The organism is Camelimonas sp. FR25 (genome assembly GCF_059740505.1).
On record NZ_JCAWFG010000078.1, the window covers coordinates 19,112 to 37,116 of the forward strand.

Sequence of the window (18,005 nt, forward strand, 5' to 3'; positions counted from 1 at the left end):
CTGACGGGCGCGCCATCGCCAGATCTGGGCGCCCGCTATGCGGACAGACCAGGGCGCGTCTCCCATTGCGTAAGGGAATGCCCCCATGTTCATGGCTGTGCCAGCTGGGCCCGTTTCCGCTATCGTGCCGCGCTGGAGAGTGGGTGAGACATGGCGACGACAGCGCACGACGACGCGGCAGGGCGCGACGACGTTATTTCGGTTCTGCTGGTTGAGGACGATGCGCCGACGCGCGAGCGGCTGCGCGACGCGCTGGCCCGCGACCCGGGCTTCCATGTCCGGGCGGCGGCGACGCTCGCCGAGGCGCACGCCGCCCTCGGCCAGGCCGTTCCGCGGGTCTTGCTGACCGATTTACAATTGCCTGACGGCCATGGCGTCGATCTGATCCGCGAGACCCGCGCCGCTCATCCCGACACCGAGATCATGGTGATCTCCATTCTCGGCGATGAGGTCAGCGTCATCGCCGCCATCAGCGTCGGCGCCACCGGCTATCTGCTCAAGGATGCTTTCCCAGATGACATCGCCGCCACCGTGCGCGATCTGGTGGAAGGGCATTCGCCAATCTCTGCGTCCATCGCCCGCTTTATTGTGCGCCGCGCCCAGCGCCAGCCAGACGTCGCCGCGCCCGCCCAGTTGAACACCGCCCGGCTGACGCCACGTGAGATTGACATCCTGTGGGGCATCGCCAAAGGCTTCAGCTATGCCGATATCGCCGCGCACCTCGGCCTGTCGCGACAGACGGTGCCAGGCCATATCAAGAGCATCTACCGGAAGCTCGAGGTCAACACGCGGGGGGAAGCGGTGTTTGAAGCGGTGCAACAGGGGCTGATCAAGCTTTGAGCCTGGCCACGGCAGGCCGCGCCTCCGCCACTGCCGCCAGCGCCGCAGCCATGCTGGCGCTGCTGCAGGGCGCGCTGCTGCTGGTCTGCCTCCTTGTGGTGGCGACGCCGCTGCCGCAGCCTGATGGGCGCTACATGGTGCGACAGGCCGTGCTGCCCCTGCCAGATGGCGGCCAGCAAACGGTCAATCTGCCCGCCAGCTTTCCGGAGTTCGCGCCGCCGCAGGTCATTGGCCTTGCCGCGACGTTCCAGCTCGATGAATTGCCTCATGACGACTGGTCGCTGTTTCTTCCGCGCTTCACCAATGCGGCGGAGGTGTCGGTCAATGGCGCGCTGATCCTCGACACGCGGCGCATCTCCCACAACAACCGCATCGGACGCAATTCGCCTGACCTTGCGGTGATCCCGGGCAAATTGCTGCGTCCTGGCGTCAATGAGCTGGCGATCAAACTTGAGGTGTGGGGGCCGGTCAGCGGTTATCTGGACGCCATCTTCGTTGGCCCAGATACGGATCTGCGGCCGGCCTATAACACCCGGCTCGCCCTGTTCGACACGCTGCCGCTGGTGTTCTCATCCTGGCAGATGGTGCTGGCGATCGTGCTGGGCATCATGTGGCTCAAGCGTCGTCAGGACGCGGCTTACGGCGTGCTGGCGCTGGCGCTGGCCTTTGGCGCGGTGCATCCGTTCCTGACCCCGCCGGATGCTGGCAGCTGGCTGCCAGGTCTCAGGGCGGCGATGATTGGCACGGCCCCGCTGGAGAGCGGGCTGCTGCTGATCTTCATCATGCTGTTTATCGGCGTGCGTCTGACGCCGCTGACGATGGCGCTGGCGCTGGCCCCCGGTCTGTCGATCGTGCTGGCCGGGGTGTTCGGCGGTCCGGAGGCGGTGCGGCTGGCGTTTCTGGGCATCGGATTCCCCGCCATCGGCCTCAGTCTTGCGACCATGTGGTGGCTGACCAATCGCGCCGCCTGCCAGCGACGCACCCTGCTCAACATCCTGCTCGCCTGCGCTGCAACCATCTTGTGCGCCAGCTTCCTGTGGGACGTGCTGACAGTGGCCAATGTTCTTGCGGGAGAACGGATTTTCGTGTCGCGCAGCGCCTATGCGGTGGTGCTGGCGGTGATCGGCGGCTGCCTGACATGGCGCTTCGCCAGCGCATTGAACGAGGTCGACAGCTTCGCCGGCCGGCTGGTTGAGCAGGTGCGCGAGGCCGAAGACAAATTGCGCGCCAGTTTCGCCCGCGAAGAGCAGCGCAAGCGCGCCGCCGCGCTGGCCAGCGAACGCACCCGCCTGACCCGCGACCTGCACGACGGTCTGGGCGGACAATTGGTCAGCATCGTCGCGCTGGCCGAACGCAGCGACGTCAATGGCGCGCAGATTGGCGAAGCGGCGCGCAACGCCTTGCGCGATCTGCGCCTCGTCATCGACGCCATGGACGATATCGACGGCGATCTGATGCTGGCGCTCGGCGCGTGGCGCGAGCGCACGGCGGCGCGGCTCAGCCCGCACAATGTCCGACTGGAATGGCGGCCATTGTCGCCCGAAGGCCTGCCGCTGCATGAGGAGTTGCGCCCGTGGCACGTCATTCAGCTGCTGCGGCTGATGGATGAGGCGGTGACCAATACGGTCAAGCACGCCGGCGCCCGCTGCATCACCGTGAGCTTCGGCGCTGTTCGCCCCGAGGGCGCTGGCGCGGAGGCGCGGCCCCATGGCCGCATTATCATTCAGGACGACGGCCATGGCTTTGCGGCGGCGAGCGACCCGGCCCAGGCCGCCGCTGGTGGCAATGGTCGCGGCATGACCAATATGCGTCGGCGCGCCGAGCGCTGCGGCGCCAGCCTGCAGGTCGACGGCGACGTCCACGGCGTCAGGATCACCATCGACCTGCCGGAGGTCTTCCCGGAGAGCGAGGCCTGACGGCCAGCTCCTGCTGGCCGCGCAGCCTCAGAATTGGCGCGTCAGAACCTGCCGACGCGATCCACCGGACCGCCGCGATTGGTCGGCGTGCCGACAGGCGCGCGATAGGCTGGCCCGACCGGGCGCGGCGCAACCACGCGCGCTGGCGGCGCCACCACCACCGGGGCGGGCGCAACGACGACGGCGCCAGGCCGCGCCACGCACCCCTTGGGCACGCCGACAGTCTTGCAATACACCACGGCTGAAGCCGGCGTAGCGGCGGCGCCAGCCGCCATGAGCGTCGCCAGCAGCAGCCCGGCGCGATGCACGTTGATCTTCATGTTTCCCCCTCCAGCGCATTTATCCCGGAAATGTCAGAGATCCTGGGCCGATGCGCGCACAACAGGTCGAATGGCGCGTGATCCGCTACGGCGCTGCGCAGCCGCCAGTCGGTGGCCATTGCAGGCGCTGTCTGACGGGTCAGCAGACGCATGATCCTGTATCTGGCCAGACCGAGGCCATGCAGTCGCCCGGGCGCCATTCGCTCCGGTTCAGACCAATATGGACCATGACATCGGTGGTGCGCCGCGCCATAAATATGGCATAGGCTTGGCCGCACCCTCCGGTCATGGTGCCAGACGTCGTGGATGGGGCGATGGTCGCCCCTGCGCCGCGACCACCTCCAGATCGAAGCCAGGGTCAGGCGATGACCTCCCGGAGATCACCGATGCGTAAAGTCCTCATTCTCGCTTTCGCCATCGCCGCCGCCAGCAGCGGCGCCGCCCTCGCCGACGCCCGCTCGGCCTGCAAGGCCGACGCCCAGAAGGTGTGCTCCTCGTCCATTGGCGACAAGAACAAGGTGCTGTCGTGCCTGAAGGCCAACAAGGACAAGATCAGCGACGGCTGCAAACAGGCCATCGCAGCGCTCTGATCCGCTCCGTGCTGCCGGCGCCCGGCCTTCTGAGCCGGCTGCCCGTTGGCTGGCGGCAGCCCCGCTGGTGAGCGGCAGCCGCTTCTGGCAGGCGTGATGTCTGAAAGCCGGCGGCGCGCTCGCTTCACGGCTGGAGATGATCACTCTGGCAGCCGCCGCCGTTTCTGTTCCTGCGCGCGCCTTCCGCTCGCGCCATCTGGCCCCTTGTCGATGCGTCTGTTTCACCGCAGCCTGCTCGTTGCGCTCATCACCTGCGCCGCAGCCGCTTTGGCCGGCTGCGCCGGCCCCAGCCGGGGCCTGCTGACGCCTGTCGCGGGCGCTGGGGCGGCGGCGGAGCAGCGCGCCATTCTGGCGGTGACCACACGGGCGCCCGCCGCCCAGACGCCGCCTGGCTATGTGTTTTCCGGTGAGCGCGGCGCCGGCGTCAGTTTCGCCCGCCTCAACTTCGCCTTTCCGCCACATCGCGCGCCAGGCGAATTGCCAGTCGACGCGGATCATCCCGATCCGCAAAAGCATATCACCCTGGTGGATGCTGCGGTGCTCGACGCCCCAGGTTTCGCGCGCTCGCTCAACCAGATGGCCGCAGGCGCGCCGGCGCCGCGCAAGGCCCTTGTGTTCGTGCATGGCTACAACACCAGCTTCGACGCTGCGGCGATGCGGCTGGCCCAGATCGCCAAGGACACGGGCTTCAGGGGCGTGCCGGTGCTGTTCAGCTGGCCGTCGCGCGGCGGCGTCACTGACTACGGCTATGACCGGGCCTCCGCCGATTTCAGTCGCGACGCGCTCGAGGCGCTGCTGCGCCAGCTCAGCCGCGATCCGCGCATCAGCGGCGTGGACATTTTCGCCCATTCGATGGGCAACTGGCTGACCATGGAGGCGCTGCGCCAGCTCGCCATGTCTGGCGACGCCAGAGCGCTCGGCAAGTTGCAGAAAATCGTGCTGGCGGCGCCTGACGTGGATATGGACGTGTTCCGCAAGCAGACGGCGCGGCTCGGGCCGCTGGCCAGCAATATGACAGTCTATGTCTCGCGGGACGATTATGCTTTGCGGGTGTCGCGTCGGCTGGCTGGCGACAAGATACGCGCCGGTGAGAATACGGATATCGCGCAATTCACCGCCCTAGGCATGGACGCCCATGACCTGAGCAATGTCGCCGGCGGCATGGGGCGCAACCACGGCAAGGCGTTCGGCGACGGCGCCACCATCGCCGGCATTGGCGCGGCCCTGGCCAGCCCCCCGGAGCACCGCAAATCGGGCGAGCTGTTAGCGGGCGGACTGCACAGCCTCGGCCAGTCGGTCACCACCATCGGTCAGGCGCTATTGCCTGGCCAGCATTAGGCGGGGCGATCAACCGCCGTTGATCATCGAACGGCTCACGCTGCTCGCCTCTCGCCCGCCGGTTGCGAAAGCGCGTCTGTGTTTCGGCGCGATGGCGACGGCGTGCCGACGGCGTTGCAGTTGAGGGCGGATGCGAACGCCAGATGGATGCGCCGCTTTGGGTTCAGTCGGGAACGATCTGCGTAATGCCTGTGCTGCGAGATACTTGCGTCGCAAGAAAAATCCAGAATAACTGCGTAAGCGCGGCCACGGTCGACGCGGGGCGACGGCCCTGGCGGCTGGCGTCGGGGCGCGCAAAGGCTGGCGCGACGACCTGTTCTGATGGGGCGCAAGAACACTCTTGTGCAAACGCGGGGTCGCCGGCGCTGTATCGGGCATAACAATCAGGTCCGCCACGGACCATCGACGTCATCACGGCGTCAGCGTCGCCCCGGAACACTGCGGGCGTGGAACCAAAGCCCCTGGGGAGGCGTGTGTTGAGTACGAAGTCTGTGATCCGTTCGGCCGTACGGGCCCCCGTCGCTGTTCTGCTCGCGGCCGGCCTGCTGGCCGCCTGCAAGGACAGCAAGACAGCCGCCGCGCCGCCGCCGCCGACCGTGCTCACCGCAGCGCCCGTGGACCGGGTCGTCACCCAATATATTACCGCCACCGGCCAGGCCGTCGCCCTGCAGCAGGTCAATCTGGTGGCGCGCGTCCAGGGCTATCTCGACGCCATCAAATACAAGGACGGCGCGCTGGCGAAAAAGGGCGACGTGCTGTTCGTCATCGAGCAGGCCCAGTACAAGATCAGCCTTGATCTGGCCCAGGCGGCCCTGGCCCAGCAACAGGCGCAGCTGAAGAACGCCGAAACTGAGCTCGACCGCCAGAACCAGCTCTACGCGAAGCAGGCCGCCTCCGCCGCCGCCCGCGACGACGCCATGACCAAGCGCGACGCCGCCAAGGCCGCGGTGGACCAGGCCGCCGCCCAGGTGCGCCAGGCCGAGCTCAATCTGTCCTATACCGAGGTGAAGGCGCCGTTCGACGGCATCGTCACCAACCACCAGGCGGACATCGGCGCGCTGGTCGGCGTCGGCGGCCCCACCACCCTCGCCACCATCGTCGAATCCGTGCCGATCTATGTCGAATTCTCGCTGGACGAGCACCTCGTGCAGCGGATTCGCGAGGCGCAGCGGGCGCGCAACATCGCGCCAGGCGCTGCCGGCGGGCTGCCGGTCGAGATCGGTCTGATGGCCGAAAAGGGTTATCCGTGGCCGGGCAAGATCGATTACGTGTCGCCAGCCATTGATGGCACGACGGGCACGCTGATGGTGCGGGCGCTGGCGCCCAATCAGGGCAATGTCATCCTGCCAGGAAATTTCGTGCGTTTGCGGATACCGCTGCCCAACCCGGGCAAGTCGCTGCTGGTTCCTGACAGCGCGCTGGGCACAAGCCAGGGCGGGCGCTATGTGCTGCTGGTCGGCAAGGACAATGTGGTCGAAGAGCGCCAGGTGGTCCCGGGCCAGCTGGCCGACGACGGCATGCGCGTCATTGTCGATGGCCTGAAGGGCGACGAACAGGTGATCGTTGGCCAGGCCCAGGGCGCCATCCCCGGCGTCAAGGTCGCGCCCCAGGCCGCCGCTGATGCGAAAGCGGCCGGCAAATGACCAAATTCTTCATTGAACGGCCGATCCTGGCCAATGTCATCGCCATCCTGACCGTGCTGCTCGGTCTGGTGGCGGTGTTCAACCTGCCGGTGGCGCAATATCCCAATGTGGTGCCGCCGACGGTTCAGGTGACTGCGCGCTATCCCGGCGCCAGCGCCGAGGTGGTGGCGCGCGAGGTCGCGCTACCCATTGAGCAAAAGGTCAATGGCGTCGAGGGCATGATCTACATGTCCTCGATGAGCACCAGCGACGGCAATTATACGCTGACCGTCAGCTTCGCCATCGGCTCGGATCCGGACAAGAGCCAGATCCTCGTCCAGAACCGCGTGGCCACCGCCCTCGCCCAATTGCCCAGCGCGGTGCAGAGCCAGGGCGTGCAGACGGTGAAGCGCTCGACGTCGATCCTTGAGATCATTGCGCTGACGTCGACGGAGAAGCGGCACGACAGCCTGTTCCTGTCGAATTACGCCACCATCAATCTGGTGGATGAGCTGTCGCGTCTGCCAGGCGTCGGCTCGGTCAGCGTGTTCGGCGCCGGGCAATACGCCATGCGCGTCTGGCTCGATCCACAAAAGATGCAGGCGCGTGGGCTGACGCCCTCGGATATCGCCGCCTCGATCAACGCCCAGAACCGCGCCGTGGCCACTGGCCAGCTTGGCGCGCCGCCGGTCGCAGGCAAGAACGCCTTCCAGTACACGCTGACCGTCGAGGGCAGGCTGGAGGACGTGAGCCAGTTCGAGAACATCATCATCAAATCCGCCAATGACGACGGCGGCCGCGTCACCCGTCTGCGCGACGTGGCGCGGGTGGAGCTGGGGGCCCAGACCTACAGCCAGGACTTCCGGCTCAATGGCCAGGCCTCGGCGGGCGTCGCCATCTTCCAGTTGCCCGACGCCAACGCCCTGCAGGTGGCCGAGACGGTCAACGCCCGCATGACGGAGCTGGCCAAGGAATTTCCGCCTGGCATGAGCTGGTCGGCGCCGTTCAACACGACGCTGTTCGTTCAGGCCTCGATGACCGACGTGTACCACACGCTGGTGGAAGCGGCCGTGCTGGTGCTGCTGGTCATCCTGATCTTCCTGCAGGACTGGCGCGCCACGCTGGTGCCCGCCACCACCGTGCCGGTGACGATCATCGGCGCCTTCGCCGCCATGGCGGCCATGGGCTTCACCGTCAACATGTCGACGCTGCTGGCCATCGTGCTGGCCATTGGCATTGTCGTCGACGACGCCATCGTGGTGGTGGAAGGCGTGTCCAAGCACATGGAGCGTGGGCTGTCGCCGCACGACGCCACCATCCTCGCCATGAAGGAGCTGACCGGGCCTATTCTCGGCATCACTTTGGTGCTGATGGCCGTGTTCCTGCCGGCGGCGTTCCTGCCAGGTCTGTCGGGCCAGATGTACCAGCAGTTCGCACTGGTGATCGCCGCGACCGCGCTGATCAGCGCCATCAACGCCATGACGCTGAAGCCAGCGCAGAGCGCCCTGTGGCTGCGGCCGCCCAAGCATGTGCACGAGCGCAATATCGTGTTCCGGGTGTTCGAGCGCGGCTATCAGGCCTGTGAGAACGCCTATGTGCGAATGATGGCGCGGCTGGTGAAGCACTATCGCGTGGTGTTCGCCGTCACCCTCGTGCTGGTCGGCCTCTCTGGCTACGCCCTGAGCCGGGTACCGACCTCGTTCCTGCCGGTGGAGGACCAGGGCTATTTTATCGCCTCGGTGCAATTGCCTGATGGCGCAACGCTCGACCGCACCCGCCAGACGCTGGCGGTGCTGTCCGAGCGCTTCCAGAAGACGCCGGGCGTCGAGCAGGTGATCGCCATCTCCGGCATCTCCGCCATGAATGACAGCGCCAGCCTCGCCAATTCTGGCGTGCTGTACATCATGCTCAAGGACTGGAGCGAGCGCGGCAAGGATCAGGGCCTACTTGGCATGTACAAGAGCCTGTCCGCCACCGCCAAAAACCTGCAGGATGGCGCCGCCACGGTGTTGCCGCCGCCGCCCATCCAGGGCATCGGCAACGCCTCCGGCTTCACCATGAAGGTCGAGCTGCGCGACGGCACCTTCGATTACCAGAAGCTGCAGCGACTTGCGGACGGCATCGCCTCGCGCGCCATGGCGAGCGGCGACTTCGCGTCGGCGGTCAACACCTTCAGCGCCCAGGCGCCGCAGGTGAAAGCCAATATCGACCGCACCCGCACGGAGACGCTGGGCGTGCCGTTCAGCGCCGCCGCCGACACGCTGGGCGCCTACATTGGCTCCAGCTATGTCGGCCAGTTCATCAAGTTTGGCCGGGTGTTCCAGGTCTATACCCAGGGCGACGCCAGCCAGCGCATGGACGCCGACGTGATCGGCGGGCTCAAGGTGCGCAGCACCGAGGGCAAGATGGTGCCGCTCGGCGCCATCGCCGATGTGACCAACAGCGTCGGCCCGTCGCTGGTCAGCCTGTACAACATGTATCCGGCGGCGACGGTGGTGGGCTCGCCGGTGATGGGCTTCAGCTCCGGCCAGGCCATGGCCGAGCTGACGACGATCGCCGATGGCATTCTGCCGCCGGGCACGGGCTTCGACTGGAGCGCCCTGTCCTACCAGGAGGCGGCGGTGGGCAACCAGATCTTCATCGTCTACGCCATCAGCCTGCTGCTGGTGTATCTGGTGCTGGCTGGCCAGTATGAGAGCTGGTTTGCGCCATTGGCCATCATGCTGTCAGTGCCGCTGGCGCTGCTCGGCACGGCGTCGGGGCTGCTGCTGATCGGTGTCGCCAGTAATCTGTACACGCAGATTGGCCTCATCCTGCTCATAGCTCTGTCCGCCAAGAACGCCATCCTGATCGTTGGCTTCGCGCGGGATCTGCATCTGAAGGACGGCATGCCCGTGGTTGAGGCGGCGGTTGAGGCGGCGCGGTTGCGCTTGCGGCCGATCATCATGACCTCGCTGGCCTTTGGCCTTGGCCTTGTGCCGCTGGTGATGGCCGACAGCGCCGGCGCCAACGCCCAGCGCTCCATTGGCTTCGCCACGCTGACCGGCATGATCGGCTCGACGCTGCTGGCCATTACCGTGGTGCCGTCGCTGTTCATCGTGCTGCAGAACATCGAGAACCGTCGCAAGGCGCGCAGTGCGGCGAAGGCGACGCCCGCCAGCGTCTGAGGCTTAAAGGTCGCGGAGGCGGCGGCGTCTTCGCGGCCTGGTGACGAGGGCCGCAGCCAGCAAAACCAGAGGGCCCGCCGGCGAGACCGGCGGGCCCTTTTATGATCTGTAATACCAGGATGCGAAGATGCTGACGCATCCGCTTCCTGAAATGCTCAGGCGCCGCACAGGCTTAGCCAGAACCCGATGAGTCATGCTCATCGGGTTCTGGTATAAGGGGCGCTTTTGAAGTGCCCCTTCAGCGCAACCCGGCGCCAACCTCGGCCCGGCCAAGCGCGCCGCAGAATGCAGCCATCATTCGGCGGACGTCAGCAATGTGACGACGCCCAGCACGGACACGCAGATCAGCGTGGCGGCGGCGACGGTGCCCATACCCATAACATCCTCCGTGGCGCTGTTGCGACCACGGCTGTTGTAGGCCTGCGGCGAGGTGTGACCGGTGCGTCGGCGCACGCAGATAACGCTACGTAGTGGGCGGGCGCGCGAGCTATGTTGGCCGTGGACGCTGGGGGGCGCATGACGGGTTTGATCAACGCAGACAATCTGACGCTCAGGCTGGGACTGGCGCTGGCCATCGGCCTGCTGGTCGGGCTTGAGCGCGGCTGGCGTGAGCGCGCCGAGCCCGATGGAGGGCGCACGGCTGGCATTCGCACCTTTGGCGCCATTGGGCTGTTGGGCGGCGTGACGGCGGCGGTGGCGGCGAAACTGGCGGCGCCTTCGGTGCTGGCGCTGGGCCTTTTAGGTTTCGGCGCCGTGTTCGCCTGGTTCCGGCAGCGCGAGGGCGCGGCCGAGGGCAGTTTCAGCGTCACCAGCGTCGTCGCCGCCTTGCTGGTCTACACGCTCGGCGCGTTGGCCGCCGTGGGAGAGGTTCAGGCCGCCGCAGCCGGCGGCGCCCTTTTGGCTCTGCTGCTGGCCAGCCGCGAGGCCCTGCATGGGGCGGTGCGGCGGCTGAGCTGGGTTGAGGTGCGTTCGGCGCTGACACTGGCGGTGATGACCGCCGTTATCCTGCCCTTGCTGCCCAATCGGGCAATTGACCCCTGGGGCGGCTTTAACCCTTGGGAAGTCTGGCTGTTCACGGTGCTGATGGCGGCCATCTCCTTCATGGGCTACATCGCCGTGCGGCTGCTCGGTCCGTCGCGGGGGCTGGTGGTGAGCGGCGTCGCCGGCGCGCTGATTTCGTCAACGGCAGTGACGGTGGCGCTGGCGCGCAAGGCGGCTGGCGGAGAACCGGCCATGCCGCTGGCCGGGGCCGCCTGTCTCGCCGCGATGACCTCGCTGCTGCGGGTGACCGCGGTGGTGCTGGCGTTACAGCCCGCAGTGCTGACGGCCATGGCGCCGGGGGCGCTGGCGGCGGCGCTGACCTTTGCCCTGTGTGGCGGCGCCATGCTGTGGCGCGGCCAGGGCGGCGACCTTGAGGCGCCGCAGCGCAATCCGTTCGATCTGCTGGCGCTGCTCGGCTTCGCTCTGGCCTTCGCGGTGATTTCCACCATCAGCGCTGCTGTGGTCGGACGCTTTGGCGGCGGCAGTCTCACAGCTACCTCGGCGCTGTCGGGCATGTTTGATGTCGATGTCGGGGTGCTCAGCGCGCTACGCCTGATGGGCCAGGGTATCGCGCCTGGCCAGATCGGCCTCGCCGTGTTGGCGGCGCTCGCCGCCAATGGCGTCGGGCGGCTGGCGCTGGCCATCGCCGCCGGGCCAGTGCGGTTCTGGGCGCCGCTTGGGCTCGCTTCCGGCGCGGCGACCGCCGCCGGCGCCATGGTCTGGCTGGCGACGCCGTCTGGTTGACCAGCATTGGCTCCGGCCCGGCCAGCGCAGTCTGATGGCGGAACGTGTGGCGCCGCAGGGATGAGGCACGGCGGCACAGAATGGCCAACATGCAAACAGCGCCTCCCGCGAGACGGGGGCGCTGTTCAGGCAGACGCGCGGATCATGGCCGCAGGATGCTGACGCGTGTGCAGCCTGTAATGCTCAGGCGCCGCCTTGGCCCGACCAACCCTATGTGCGTGGCACATCGCGATCTGGCCCAAGGCTGGCGCGCAGCAAGACCGACCTGTCAGTCTGCCCCATCGCCTGATGCCTAAGTGCGGTGAGCACGACTTATCGCACTATGGTCAAACCCGTGCGGCGTCTGGGCAATCCAGGATGCGGATGCGTCAGCATCTTCACATCCTGGAGTGAACCGGGCGGACATCCTGCTTACTCGGCGGCCTGGCGGGCCGGCTTGGTCTGGAACACCTCGAAGCCCTCGAACTCCGGATGACCGGTGGTCATCGGGCCATTGCCAGGCTGGGCGGCGCGCTGGTGCGATTTCTTGAACTGGTCCGACTGGGTCCAGGCGTCAAAATGCGCCTTCGAGGCCCACAGTGTGTAGGACGCGTACAGGATGTGATCGTCCTTTTCAGCGCCACGCAACATGTGAAACTCAACGAAACCGTCGAGCTCATGCAGATAGGATTCCCGGTTCAGCCAGACCTGCTCGAAATCCGCCGCGCGATCCTTCAGAACCTTGAAGCGGTTCATGCCGATATACATACGTTTCTCCTGGTCGCCGGACGCGTCGTCCGTTGGGACAGCGTCATCATCAACATCCCTGACCGCCACTCAGCATACAGGGTGAAATCCATTGCGAAAACAGGCGCGGCGCGCCTGCCGTCGGCTTTGCTCAGTGCGAGGCGAACTTCACCGTCAGGCCGGCCTTGGCCTGCAGACCGGCGCTGGAGGTGTAGTTCAGATATTGCACGTAACGCTTGTCGAACAGGTTCTGCACCGAGACGTCGGCGCGCACCATGTCGTTGAACTTGTAGGACGCGAACAGATCCACCAGCGTGTATCCGGCGGTGGCGAGGCCAACGTCAGACGGCGCCAGATCGCGCCGGCTCTTGTCGAACACGCCGGTGACGCGGCCGCCAACCGTCAGGCGGTCCTCAAGGAAGCGGAAGCCGAGCGTGCCGCCGATACGGTTAGGCGGCACTGATGACAGGCCGTAACGGGTCTGCAGATCCTTGCCGCTGGTGGCCGTGCCGGTCACCGTGGCGAAGCCCCAGCCCCAATCGTAGGCCGCCTCGACTTCCGCGCCGGTGATCCGCGCCCTGGCGATGTTCTGGTACTGCTGGTCTGGCATCAGGCCGCACATCCGCGCCCGCAGCGATGGCTGCAGGAAATTGCAGACCATGTTGGGCATGCCCGGGATGAAGGCGACCAGGGTGGAGGTGGCGGCGTTCTCGAAGCCAATGAAATTGTCGATCTCGTTGCGGAACACCGAAATCTTGCCGCGGAAGCTGTCGCCGGCCCGGAGCACGTCATTGAACTTGAGGTTCACGCCGGCTTCGAGATTGTGCGCAACCTCAGGCTTGAGGTTGGGGTTGGGCAGCATTCGGAACGCCGGGAACGGGTGATAGCCCTCGATCAGCGTCTCGGTGATGGTGGGGGCGCGATAGGCCTCCGCATAGGTGCCGTAGAACTCAACGCCATTGAAGGGCGTCACGCCAATGGTGATCTTCGGCGACACCCGGCTGCCTTCGGCGCTGTTGGTGGCGCTGGATAACTCATAATGGTCGTAGCGCACGCCGCCGACCACGCGCAGCCAGCTCTCGAAGCGGATCTCGTCCTGGACATAGGCGCCATACATGCTGCGCTTGCCGCCGGGGGTGAAGGCCCCGCCATAGCCAGCGGCGGTGTCAAAGGTGTCGACCTTGTCCCAGACGCCGTCGCCGCCATAGGTCAGAGTGTGCGACAGGGCGCCGGTCTGGAAGCGCGAGGTGTTGAAGATGTCGAAGCCAGTGGTCTGCTGGTCGTAGATGATGCGGCTCATGCCAGGCACGGCCCCCAGCACCGAATAGGTGCGGTTGGGCGAATCCGCCATGTAGCGCTGCGACATGTGCGAGTCGGAGGCGTAGACCTTGACGTTCAGGTCGATCAGCTTGTTGTCCGGGCTGGCGAAGCGATAGCCGAGCGTATAATTGCCGGTGTTCAGCGTGTCCTGGAAGCGCGCGCCCTGGTTGCTCGAGCCGCTGTTGGAGAACTCATACTTCTGGCGCAACGCCGACACGGTGATCTCGTGGCCATCCGCCGGGCGGATGCTGGCCTTGAACAGGCCGGAGGTCACCTCATTGCCAGTGTCGTTGATGACCTTGCCGCCGCCATCCTTGTAATTATAGGTGTGGCGCGTGATGAACTGGCCAAACAGATCGACTGAATTGTTGATGCGCACGCCCGCCGAGGTGCTGGACATCAGGCCCGCGCCATTGGTCCCGCCGACAATCTTCTGCTGCACGCCGATCTTCTCATCTGGCTTGAGCAGATCATTGACGCCACGGGTATTGAACAGCACCACGCCGCCAATGGCGCCCGAGCCATAGATCGACGACACCGGCCCGCGGGTGACGTCGATGGTGCTGACCAGCTCCGGATCAAGATAAAACTGGCCATTGGCGTTGTGACCGCTGACCGCATAGTTCTGGCGGGCGCCGTCGACGAGAACTGCGACGCGGCCAAAGTCCTGAAGGCCCCGAATATTGATCGACTGCGCCGGGTCATTGGCGTTTTCCTGGGTCCAGACGCCGGGGATTTCACGCAACACGTCCGACAGGCGGCCGGGATTAAACCGCTCGATCTGGGTGCGGTCGACCACGCTGGAGGCGGCGAGCTGGTCAATAGCCTTCTGCTCGACGCGCGTGCCGGAGACCGAAATGGTGTCCAGGGCGATGTCTTCAGCGGTTGCAGCCGAAATCGCCAGCATTGAGCTGGTCAGGAGCAAGGCTCCGCAGGTCGCCGCGCGCATGGCAGGTCCTCATGATCGTCGTGTCAGGCCGCCGGCGGACAGATGCAAGGGTCCGGGCGGCGCACGACCACCCCTATGACCAAGTAAAATGGCTGTCAAATTCAATGTTTTTCAATAAATTGTAATGATTTTAAACTGATATAGTTGTTTTGAATCGTTTTAATTTAAACAAAGGGGGATAGTTGAGAACCAATCTAAAATATGACGCATGTTGAACGCCACGTCGCGCCACCCGACGGCGCGAACGCGCACGCGACGCGGCGGCGATGACCGCGCCGGCGACGTCGGATCATCACATTGTTTTGTCTAAAGAAATAGCGACTTAGACCCCACGCCTTGCTGACGCTCCACGCACTTTATCTGGCGCCGCCGCGCGGCGGCGAAGCAAAGTTTAATTGTCAGCGACCTCAGCTTTTCTGTATGGAAGCGGCGGCGCAAATTTTTCCCCAGCGCGCAACGGGACGCTCCTGATGACCCGCATGATGATGCTCCGCAGCAACACCTCACTCCGCCAGCCGACCCGACGTGCGCTGATGCGGCTCGCCATGGCCGGCGTGTTGGCGCTTGGCGCGCCCGGCGTGGCCCTCGCAGCCGACGCGCCCAAGCGACTGGTGACAGCCGGCGGCGCCGTGACCGAGATCCTGTACGCCCTGGGCCTCGATGACCGCATCGTCGGCGTCGACACCACCAGCACCTATCCGGCGTCGGCGCTCAAGGACAAGGCGCAGATCGGTTATGTGCGGATGTTGTCGCCAGAGGGCATCCTGTCGCTGCAGCCAGACGTGCTGCTGCTGCAGGAAGGCGCAGGCCCGCCATCGGCCGTCGCCATCGTCGAGCAGGCCGGCGTCCGCGTGGTCCGCGCCCCGGAAGCCTCGGGCGAGAAGGCGGTGATCGACCGGATCAATCTGGTCGGCCATCTGATGCAGGTCAGGGACAAGTCGGACGCGCTGGCGAAAACGGTGAGCGACAAGTTTGCAGCGCTGGCCGAACGTCGCAAAAAGATCACCAAACCCACCCGCGTGATGTTCATTCTCAGCCTGCAAAATGGCCGCCCCCAGGTCGCCGGCAAGGGTTCAGCTGCTGACGCCATGATCGCGCTGGCCGGCGGCGAGAACGTTGCGACCTACCATGGCTACAAGCCGATGACCGATGAGGCGGTGGTGGAGGCGGCCCCGGATGTCATCCTGATGATGACCGGTGGACCGCGCCAGCATGCAACCGAAGACATGCGCAAGCTCCCGGCCCTCGCTGCGACCCCGGCGGTGAAGAACAACCGCATTCTGGGCATGGACGGGCATTACCTGCTGGGCTTTGGCCCGCGTACGCCAGACGCCGCCAATGAGGTGTTCGACGCGCTTTATCCTGAGCTGAAGCAGGCCCGGTAAGCCGGCGCCCTGTCCGGGCCGCCCAAGTCCCGGACGAGCCCCATCGCGCCGCCACCGGGGGCGGCGACCCCAGACGTTGAGAACGGCGCGTCGGCGCCGGGATTGTGGATCATGCAGGTTTCGGATGCGGCCCCCTTCAGACCGGGACCGACACTGTTGTTCGTTGCACTGGGCGTCGCCATCGCCGCAGCCGTCCTGCTGTCGCTGGGCGCGGGCGCGGTGGACATCAGTCCGCTGCGCGTGGCGCAGATCTTTGCCGGCAAGCTCGGGCTGGGCGACCAGACTGCGACAGCGCGCGAGGCGCTGGTGCTGTTCGACATCCGGCTGCCGCGCACCCTGCTCGGGCTTTTGGTCGGCGCAGCTCTCGCCATGGCGGGCGCGCTGATGCAGGGGCTGTTTCGCAATCCGCTCGCTGATCCGAGCCTGGTCGGCGTGTCTTCCGGCGCAGCGCTTGCGGCGGCGTCCACCATTGTGGTGGGCGACCGCATCATCGCCGCCATCTGGCCAGAGGGCGGGGCCGTGCCCTTCGCCATCCTGCCCGTCGCCGCTTTTCTTGGCGGCCTTGTCACCACCGTGACGCTGTATCTGATCGCCACCCGCCAGGGCCGCACCTCAGTGGTCACCATGCTGCTGGCTGGCGTGGCGCTGGCGGCGCTTGCAGGCGCCCTCACCGGTCTGCTGGTCTATATCGCTGACGACCGGCAGCTGCGCGATCTGACCTTCTGGTCGCTGGGCAGCCTGGGCGGCGCCACCTGGGGCAAGGTCGCCGCCACCGCGCCCGCCGTGCTGCTGGTGATCGTGGCGGCCCCTGCCCTCGCGCGCGGCCTCAACGCCCTGTTGCTGGGCGAAGCCGAGGCCTATCACGTCGGCGTCGCCGTACAGCGCCTGAAACTCCTCGCCATTCTGCTGACGGCGCTGGCGGTCGGCGTCTCGGTGGCGGCCTGCGGCGCCATCGGCTTTATCGGTATCGTCGTGCCGCACGTCATCCGCATCGCCTGCGGGCCGGACCATCGTATCCTGCTGCCGGCCAGCGCGTTGCTTGGCGGCGCCTTGCTGGTCTGCGCCGATGTGCTGGCCCGGCTTCTGGTGTCGCCAGCGGAACTGCCCATCGGCATTCTCACCGCCGCCATTGGCGCGCCGTTCTTCCTGTGGCTGTTGCTCAGCCGGAGCCGGGGGACGTTCGCATGAGCCTGTTGTCGTTGCGCGGCGTGGGCTACGCCGTGCGTGGAAAGGCGCTGCTCTCCGGCGTCGATCTCGATCTGACGCCAGGCCGCCTGACCGTGGTCATCGGCCCCAATGGCGCCGGCAAATCAACCTTGCTGCGCGTCTGCTGCGGCGAGCTGACGGCGACCTCCGGCGCGACCCTGTGGGCCGGCGCGGACCTGGCGAAGACCCCCGCCTGGCGCCTCGCCGCAGCCCGCGCCGTATTGCCCCAATCCTCCAGCCTCAGCTTCCCGTTTACGGTAGGCGAGGTGGTGCGGCTCGGCATGGAGACGGTGGGGCGCAAGCTGCCCCGGCAGATCGTCAGCGAGATCATCCAGGACAGTCTGACCCGCGCCGACGTGCGGCATCTGCCGCATCGCAGCTATGAGACGTTGTCGGGCGGCGAGCGCCAGCGCGTGCATTTCGCCCGGTCGATCGCCCAGCTGGCGGCTGGACGCGCAGCCGCGGGGCGCTCCGACCAGAAGGCCCCGTCGCAGCAGTTTCAGCTGCAGCAGGCTCTGTTTCTGGATGAGCCGACCTCCAGCCTCGATATCCACCACCAGCTGTTGCTGATCCGCGAGGCGCGCAAGCTGGCGGATGAAGGCATGGCGGTGATGGCGGTGCTGCATGATCTGGCCCTCGCCGCCTCCTGCGCCGATGAGGTTTTGCTGTTGCGGCTTGGCCAGACCGTGGCGAAGGGAGCGCCGGGCGAGGTGTTGACCCCGGCCCTGCTGCGCGAAGTGTTCGGCGTCGACGCCGAGGTGCTGCAGGGGGCGCGCGGCGGCGCCACTTTCGCTTACAGCCTTCCGTAGCATCGCATGGCCTGACAGGGGCATGGCGCAGG

Annotated in this window: 14 protein-coding genes; 10 read left to right on the forward strand and 4 right to left on the reverse strand. The window is 66.4% G+C overall.

What is annotated here, in order from left to right:
• Positions 1-150: 150 nt before the first annotated feature.
• Positions 151-840: a response regulator gene (locus AC6A67_RS09710; RefSeq protein ID WP_498036354.1), complete on the forward strand. Its 690-nt coding sequence runs from the start codon at positions 151-153 to the stop codon at positions 838-840.
• On the forward strand, positions 837-2,756 hold the full coding sequence (locus AC6A67_RS09715; RefSeq protein WP_498036355.1) for a sensor histidine kinase: 1,920 nt from the start codon (positions 837-839) through the stop codon (positions 2,754-2,756). Before AC6A67_RS09710 ends, AC6A67_RS09715 begins: the two co-directional genes overlap by 4 nt.
• A gap of 41 nt (positions 2,757-2,797) precedes the next feature.
• Here AC6A67_RS09715 and AC6A67_RS09720 read toward each other — a convergent pair whose 3' ends face one another.
• Positions 2,798-3,076: a hypothetical protein gene (locus AC6A67_RS09720; protein WP_498036356.1), complete on the reverse strand. Its 279-nt coding sequence runs from the start codon at positions 3,074-3,076 to the stop codon at positions 2,798-2,800.
• A gap of 386 nt (positions 3,077-3,462) precedes the next feature.
• Here AC6A67_RS09720 and AC6A67_RS09725 point away from each other — a divergent pair, with 386 nt between their 5' ends.
• The 4 genes from AC6A67_RS09725 to AC6A67_RS09740 all read left to right on the forward strand — a co-directional run bounded on the left by AC6A67_RS09725 (position 3,463) and on the right by AC6A67_RS09740 (position 9,793).
• Positions 3,463-3,666: a cysteine rich repeat-containing protein gene (locus tag AC6A67_RS09725; protein ID WP_498036357.1), complete on the forward strand. Its 204-nt coding sequence runs from the start codon at positions 3,463-3,465 to the stop codon at positions 3,664-3,666.
• 210 nt (positions 3,667-3,876) lie between these two features.
• Entirely contained in the window at positions 3,877-5,004 is a 1,128-nt protein-coding gene (locus AC6A67_RS09730; protein WP_498036358.1) for an alpha/beta hydrolase, read from the forward strand.
• A gap of 476 nt (positions 5,005-5,480) precedes the next feature.
• The gene (locus AC6A67_RS09735; protein ID WP_498036359.1) at positions 5,481-6,647 is read left to right on the forward strand and encodes an efflux RND transporter periplasmic adaptor subunit; all 1,167 of its coding nucleotides are present in this window, start codon (positions 5,481-5,483) and stop codon (positions 6,645-6,647) included.
• Entirely contained in the window at positions 6,644-9,793 is a 3,150-nt protein-coding gene (locus AC6A67_RS09740; protein ID WP_498036360.1) for an efflux RND transporter permease subunit, read from the forward strand. Before AC6A67_RS09735 ends, AC6A67_RS09740 begins: the two co-directional genes overlap by 4 nt.
• Before the next feature lie 294 nt (positions 9,794-10,087).
• Here AC6A67_RS09740 and AC6A67_RS09745 read toward each other — a convergent pair whose 3' ends face one another.
• Entirely contained in the window at positions 10,088-10,246 is a 159-nt protein-coding gene (locus AC6A67_RS09745) for a hypothetical protein (RefSeq protein WP_498036361.1), read from the reverse strand.
• A 63-nt stretch (positions 10,247-10,309) separates the two neighbouring features.
• Between AC6A67_RS09745 and AC6A67_RS09750 the strand changes: the two genes are divergently transcribed.
• A complete protein-coding gene (locus AC6A67_RS09750) occupies positions 10,310-11,578 on the forward strand; it encodes an MgtC/SapB family protein (protein WP_498036362.1) in 1,269 nt (422 codons plus the stop codon).
• Between the two features lie 411 nt (positions 11,579-11,989).
• Here the strand turns inward: AC6A67_RS09750 and hmuQ are convergent, their stop codons facing one another.
• Together hmuQ and AC6A67_RS09760 are read right to left on the reverse strand one after the other, a co-directional pair.
• The gene (gene hmuQ / locus AC6A67_RS09755) at positions 11,990-12,325 is read right to left on the reverse strand and encodes a heme-degrading protein HmuQ (protein WP_498036363.1); all 336 of its coding nucleotides are present in this window, start codon (positions 12,323-12,325) and stop codon (positions 11,990-11,992) included.
• Positions 12,326-12,455: 130 nt separating this feature from the next.
• Positions 12,456-14,573, reverse strand: coding sequence for a TonB-dependent hemoglobin/transferrin/lactoferrin family receptor (locus AC6A67_RS09760; protein WP_498036364.1), 2,118 nt, complete (start codon positions 14,571-14,573; stop codon positions 12,456-12,458).
• A gap of 470 nt (positions 14,574-15,043) precedes the next feature.
• Between AC6A67_RS09760 and AC6A67_RS09765 the strand changes: the two genes are divergently transcribed.
• From AC6A67_RS09765 to AC6A67_RS09775, 3 genes are all read left to right on the forward strand, one after another.
• Positions 15,044-15,958 carry a heme/hemin ABC transporter substrate-binding protein gene (locus AC6A67_RS09765; RefSeq protein WP_498036365.1) on the forward strand — a complete coding sequence of 305 codons (915 nt, stop codon included), beginning with the start codon at positions 15,044-15,046 and terminating at the stop codon, positions 15,956-15,958.
• 111 nt (positions 15,959-16,069) lie between these two features.
• A complete protein-coding gene (locus AC6A67_RS09770) occupies positions 16,070-17,146 on the forward strand; it encodes a FecCD family ABC transporter permease (RefSeq protein WP_498036366.1) in 1,077 nt (358 codons plus the stop codon).
• Complete coding sequence (locus AC6A67_RS09775; protein WP_498036367.1) at positions 17,143-17,973, forward strand: heme ABC transporter ATP-binding protein; 831 nt, start codon at positions 17,143-17,145, stop codon at positions 17,971-17,973. The genes AC6A67_RS09770 and AC6A67_RS09775 overlap by 4 nt, the downstream gene beginning before the upstream one ends.
• Positions 17,974-18,005 lie beyond the last annotated feature (32 nt).

Bases quoted from the DNA above. Each gene is read 5' to 3' on its own strand.
- AC6A67_RS09710 (WP_498036354.1), top strand. From the start codon at position 151: ATGGCGACGACAGCGCACGACGACGCGGCAGGGCGCGACGACGTTATT.
- AC6A67_RS09720 (WP_498036356.1), bottom strand. From the start codon at position 3,076: ATGAAGATCAACGTGCATCGCGCCGGGCTGCTGCTGGCGACGCTCATG.
- AC6A67_RS09725 (WP_498036357.1), top strand. From the start codon at position 3,463: ATGCGTAAAGTCCTCATTCTCGCTTTCGCCATCGCCGCCGCCAGCAGC.
- AC6A67_RS09730 (WP_498036358.1), top strand. From the start codon at position 3,877: ATGCGTCTGTTTCACCGCAGCCTGCTCGTTGCGCTCATCACCTGCGCC.
- AC6A67_RS09740 (WP_498036360.1), top strand. From the start codon at position 6,644: ATGACCAAATTCTTCATTGAACGGCCGATCCTGGCCAATGTCATCGCC.
- AC6A67_RS09750 (WP_498036362.1), top strand. From the start codon at position 10,310: ATGACGGGTTTGATCAACGCAGACAATCTGACGCTCAGGCTGGGACTG.
- hmuQ (WP_498036363.1), bottom strand. From the start codon at position 12,325: ATGTATATCGGCATGAACCGCTTCAAGGTTCTGAAGGATCGCGCGGCG.
- AC6A67_RS09760 (WP_498036364.1), bottom strand. From the start codon at position 14,573: ATGCGCGCGGCGACCTGCGGAGCCTTGCTCCTGACCAGCTCAATGCTG.
- AC6A67_RS09765 (WP_498036365.1), top strand. From the start codon at position 15,044: ATGACCCGCATGATGATGCTCCGCAGCAACACCTCACTCCGCCAGCCG.
- AC6A67_RS09770 (WP_498036366.1), top strand. From the start codon at position 16,070: ATGCAGGTTTCGGATGCGGCCCCCTTCAGACCGGGACCGACACTGTTG.
- AC6A67_RS09775 (WP_498036367.1), top strand. From the start codon at position 17,143: ATGAGCCTGTTGTCGTTGCGCGGCGTGGGCTACGCCGTGCGTGGAAAG.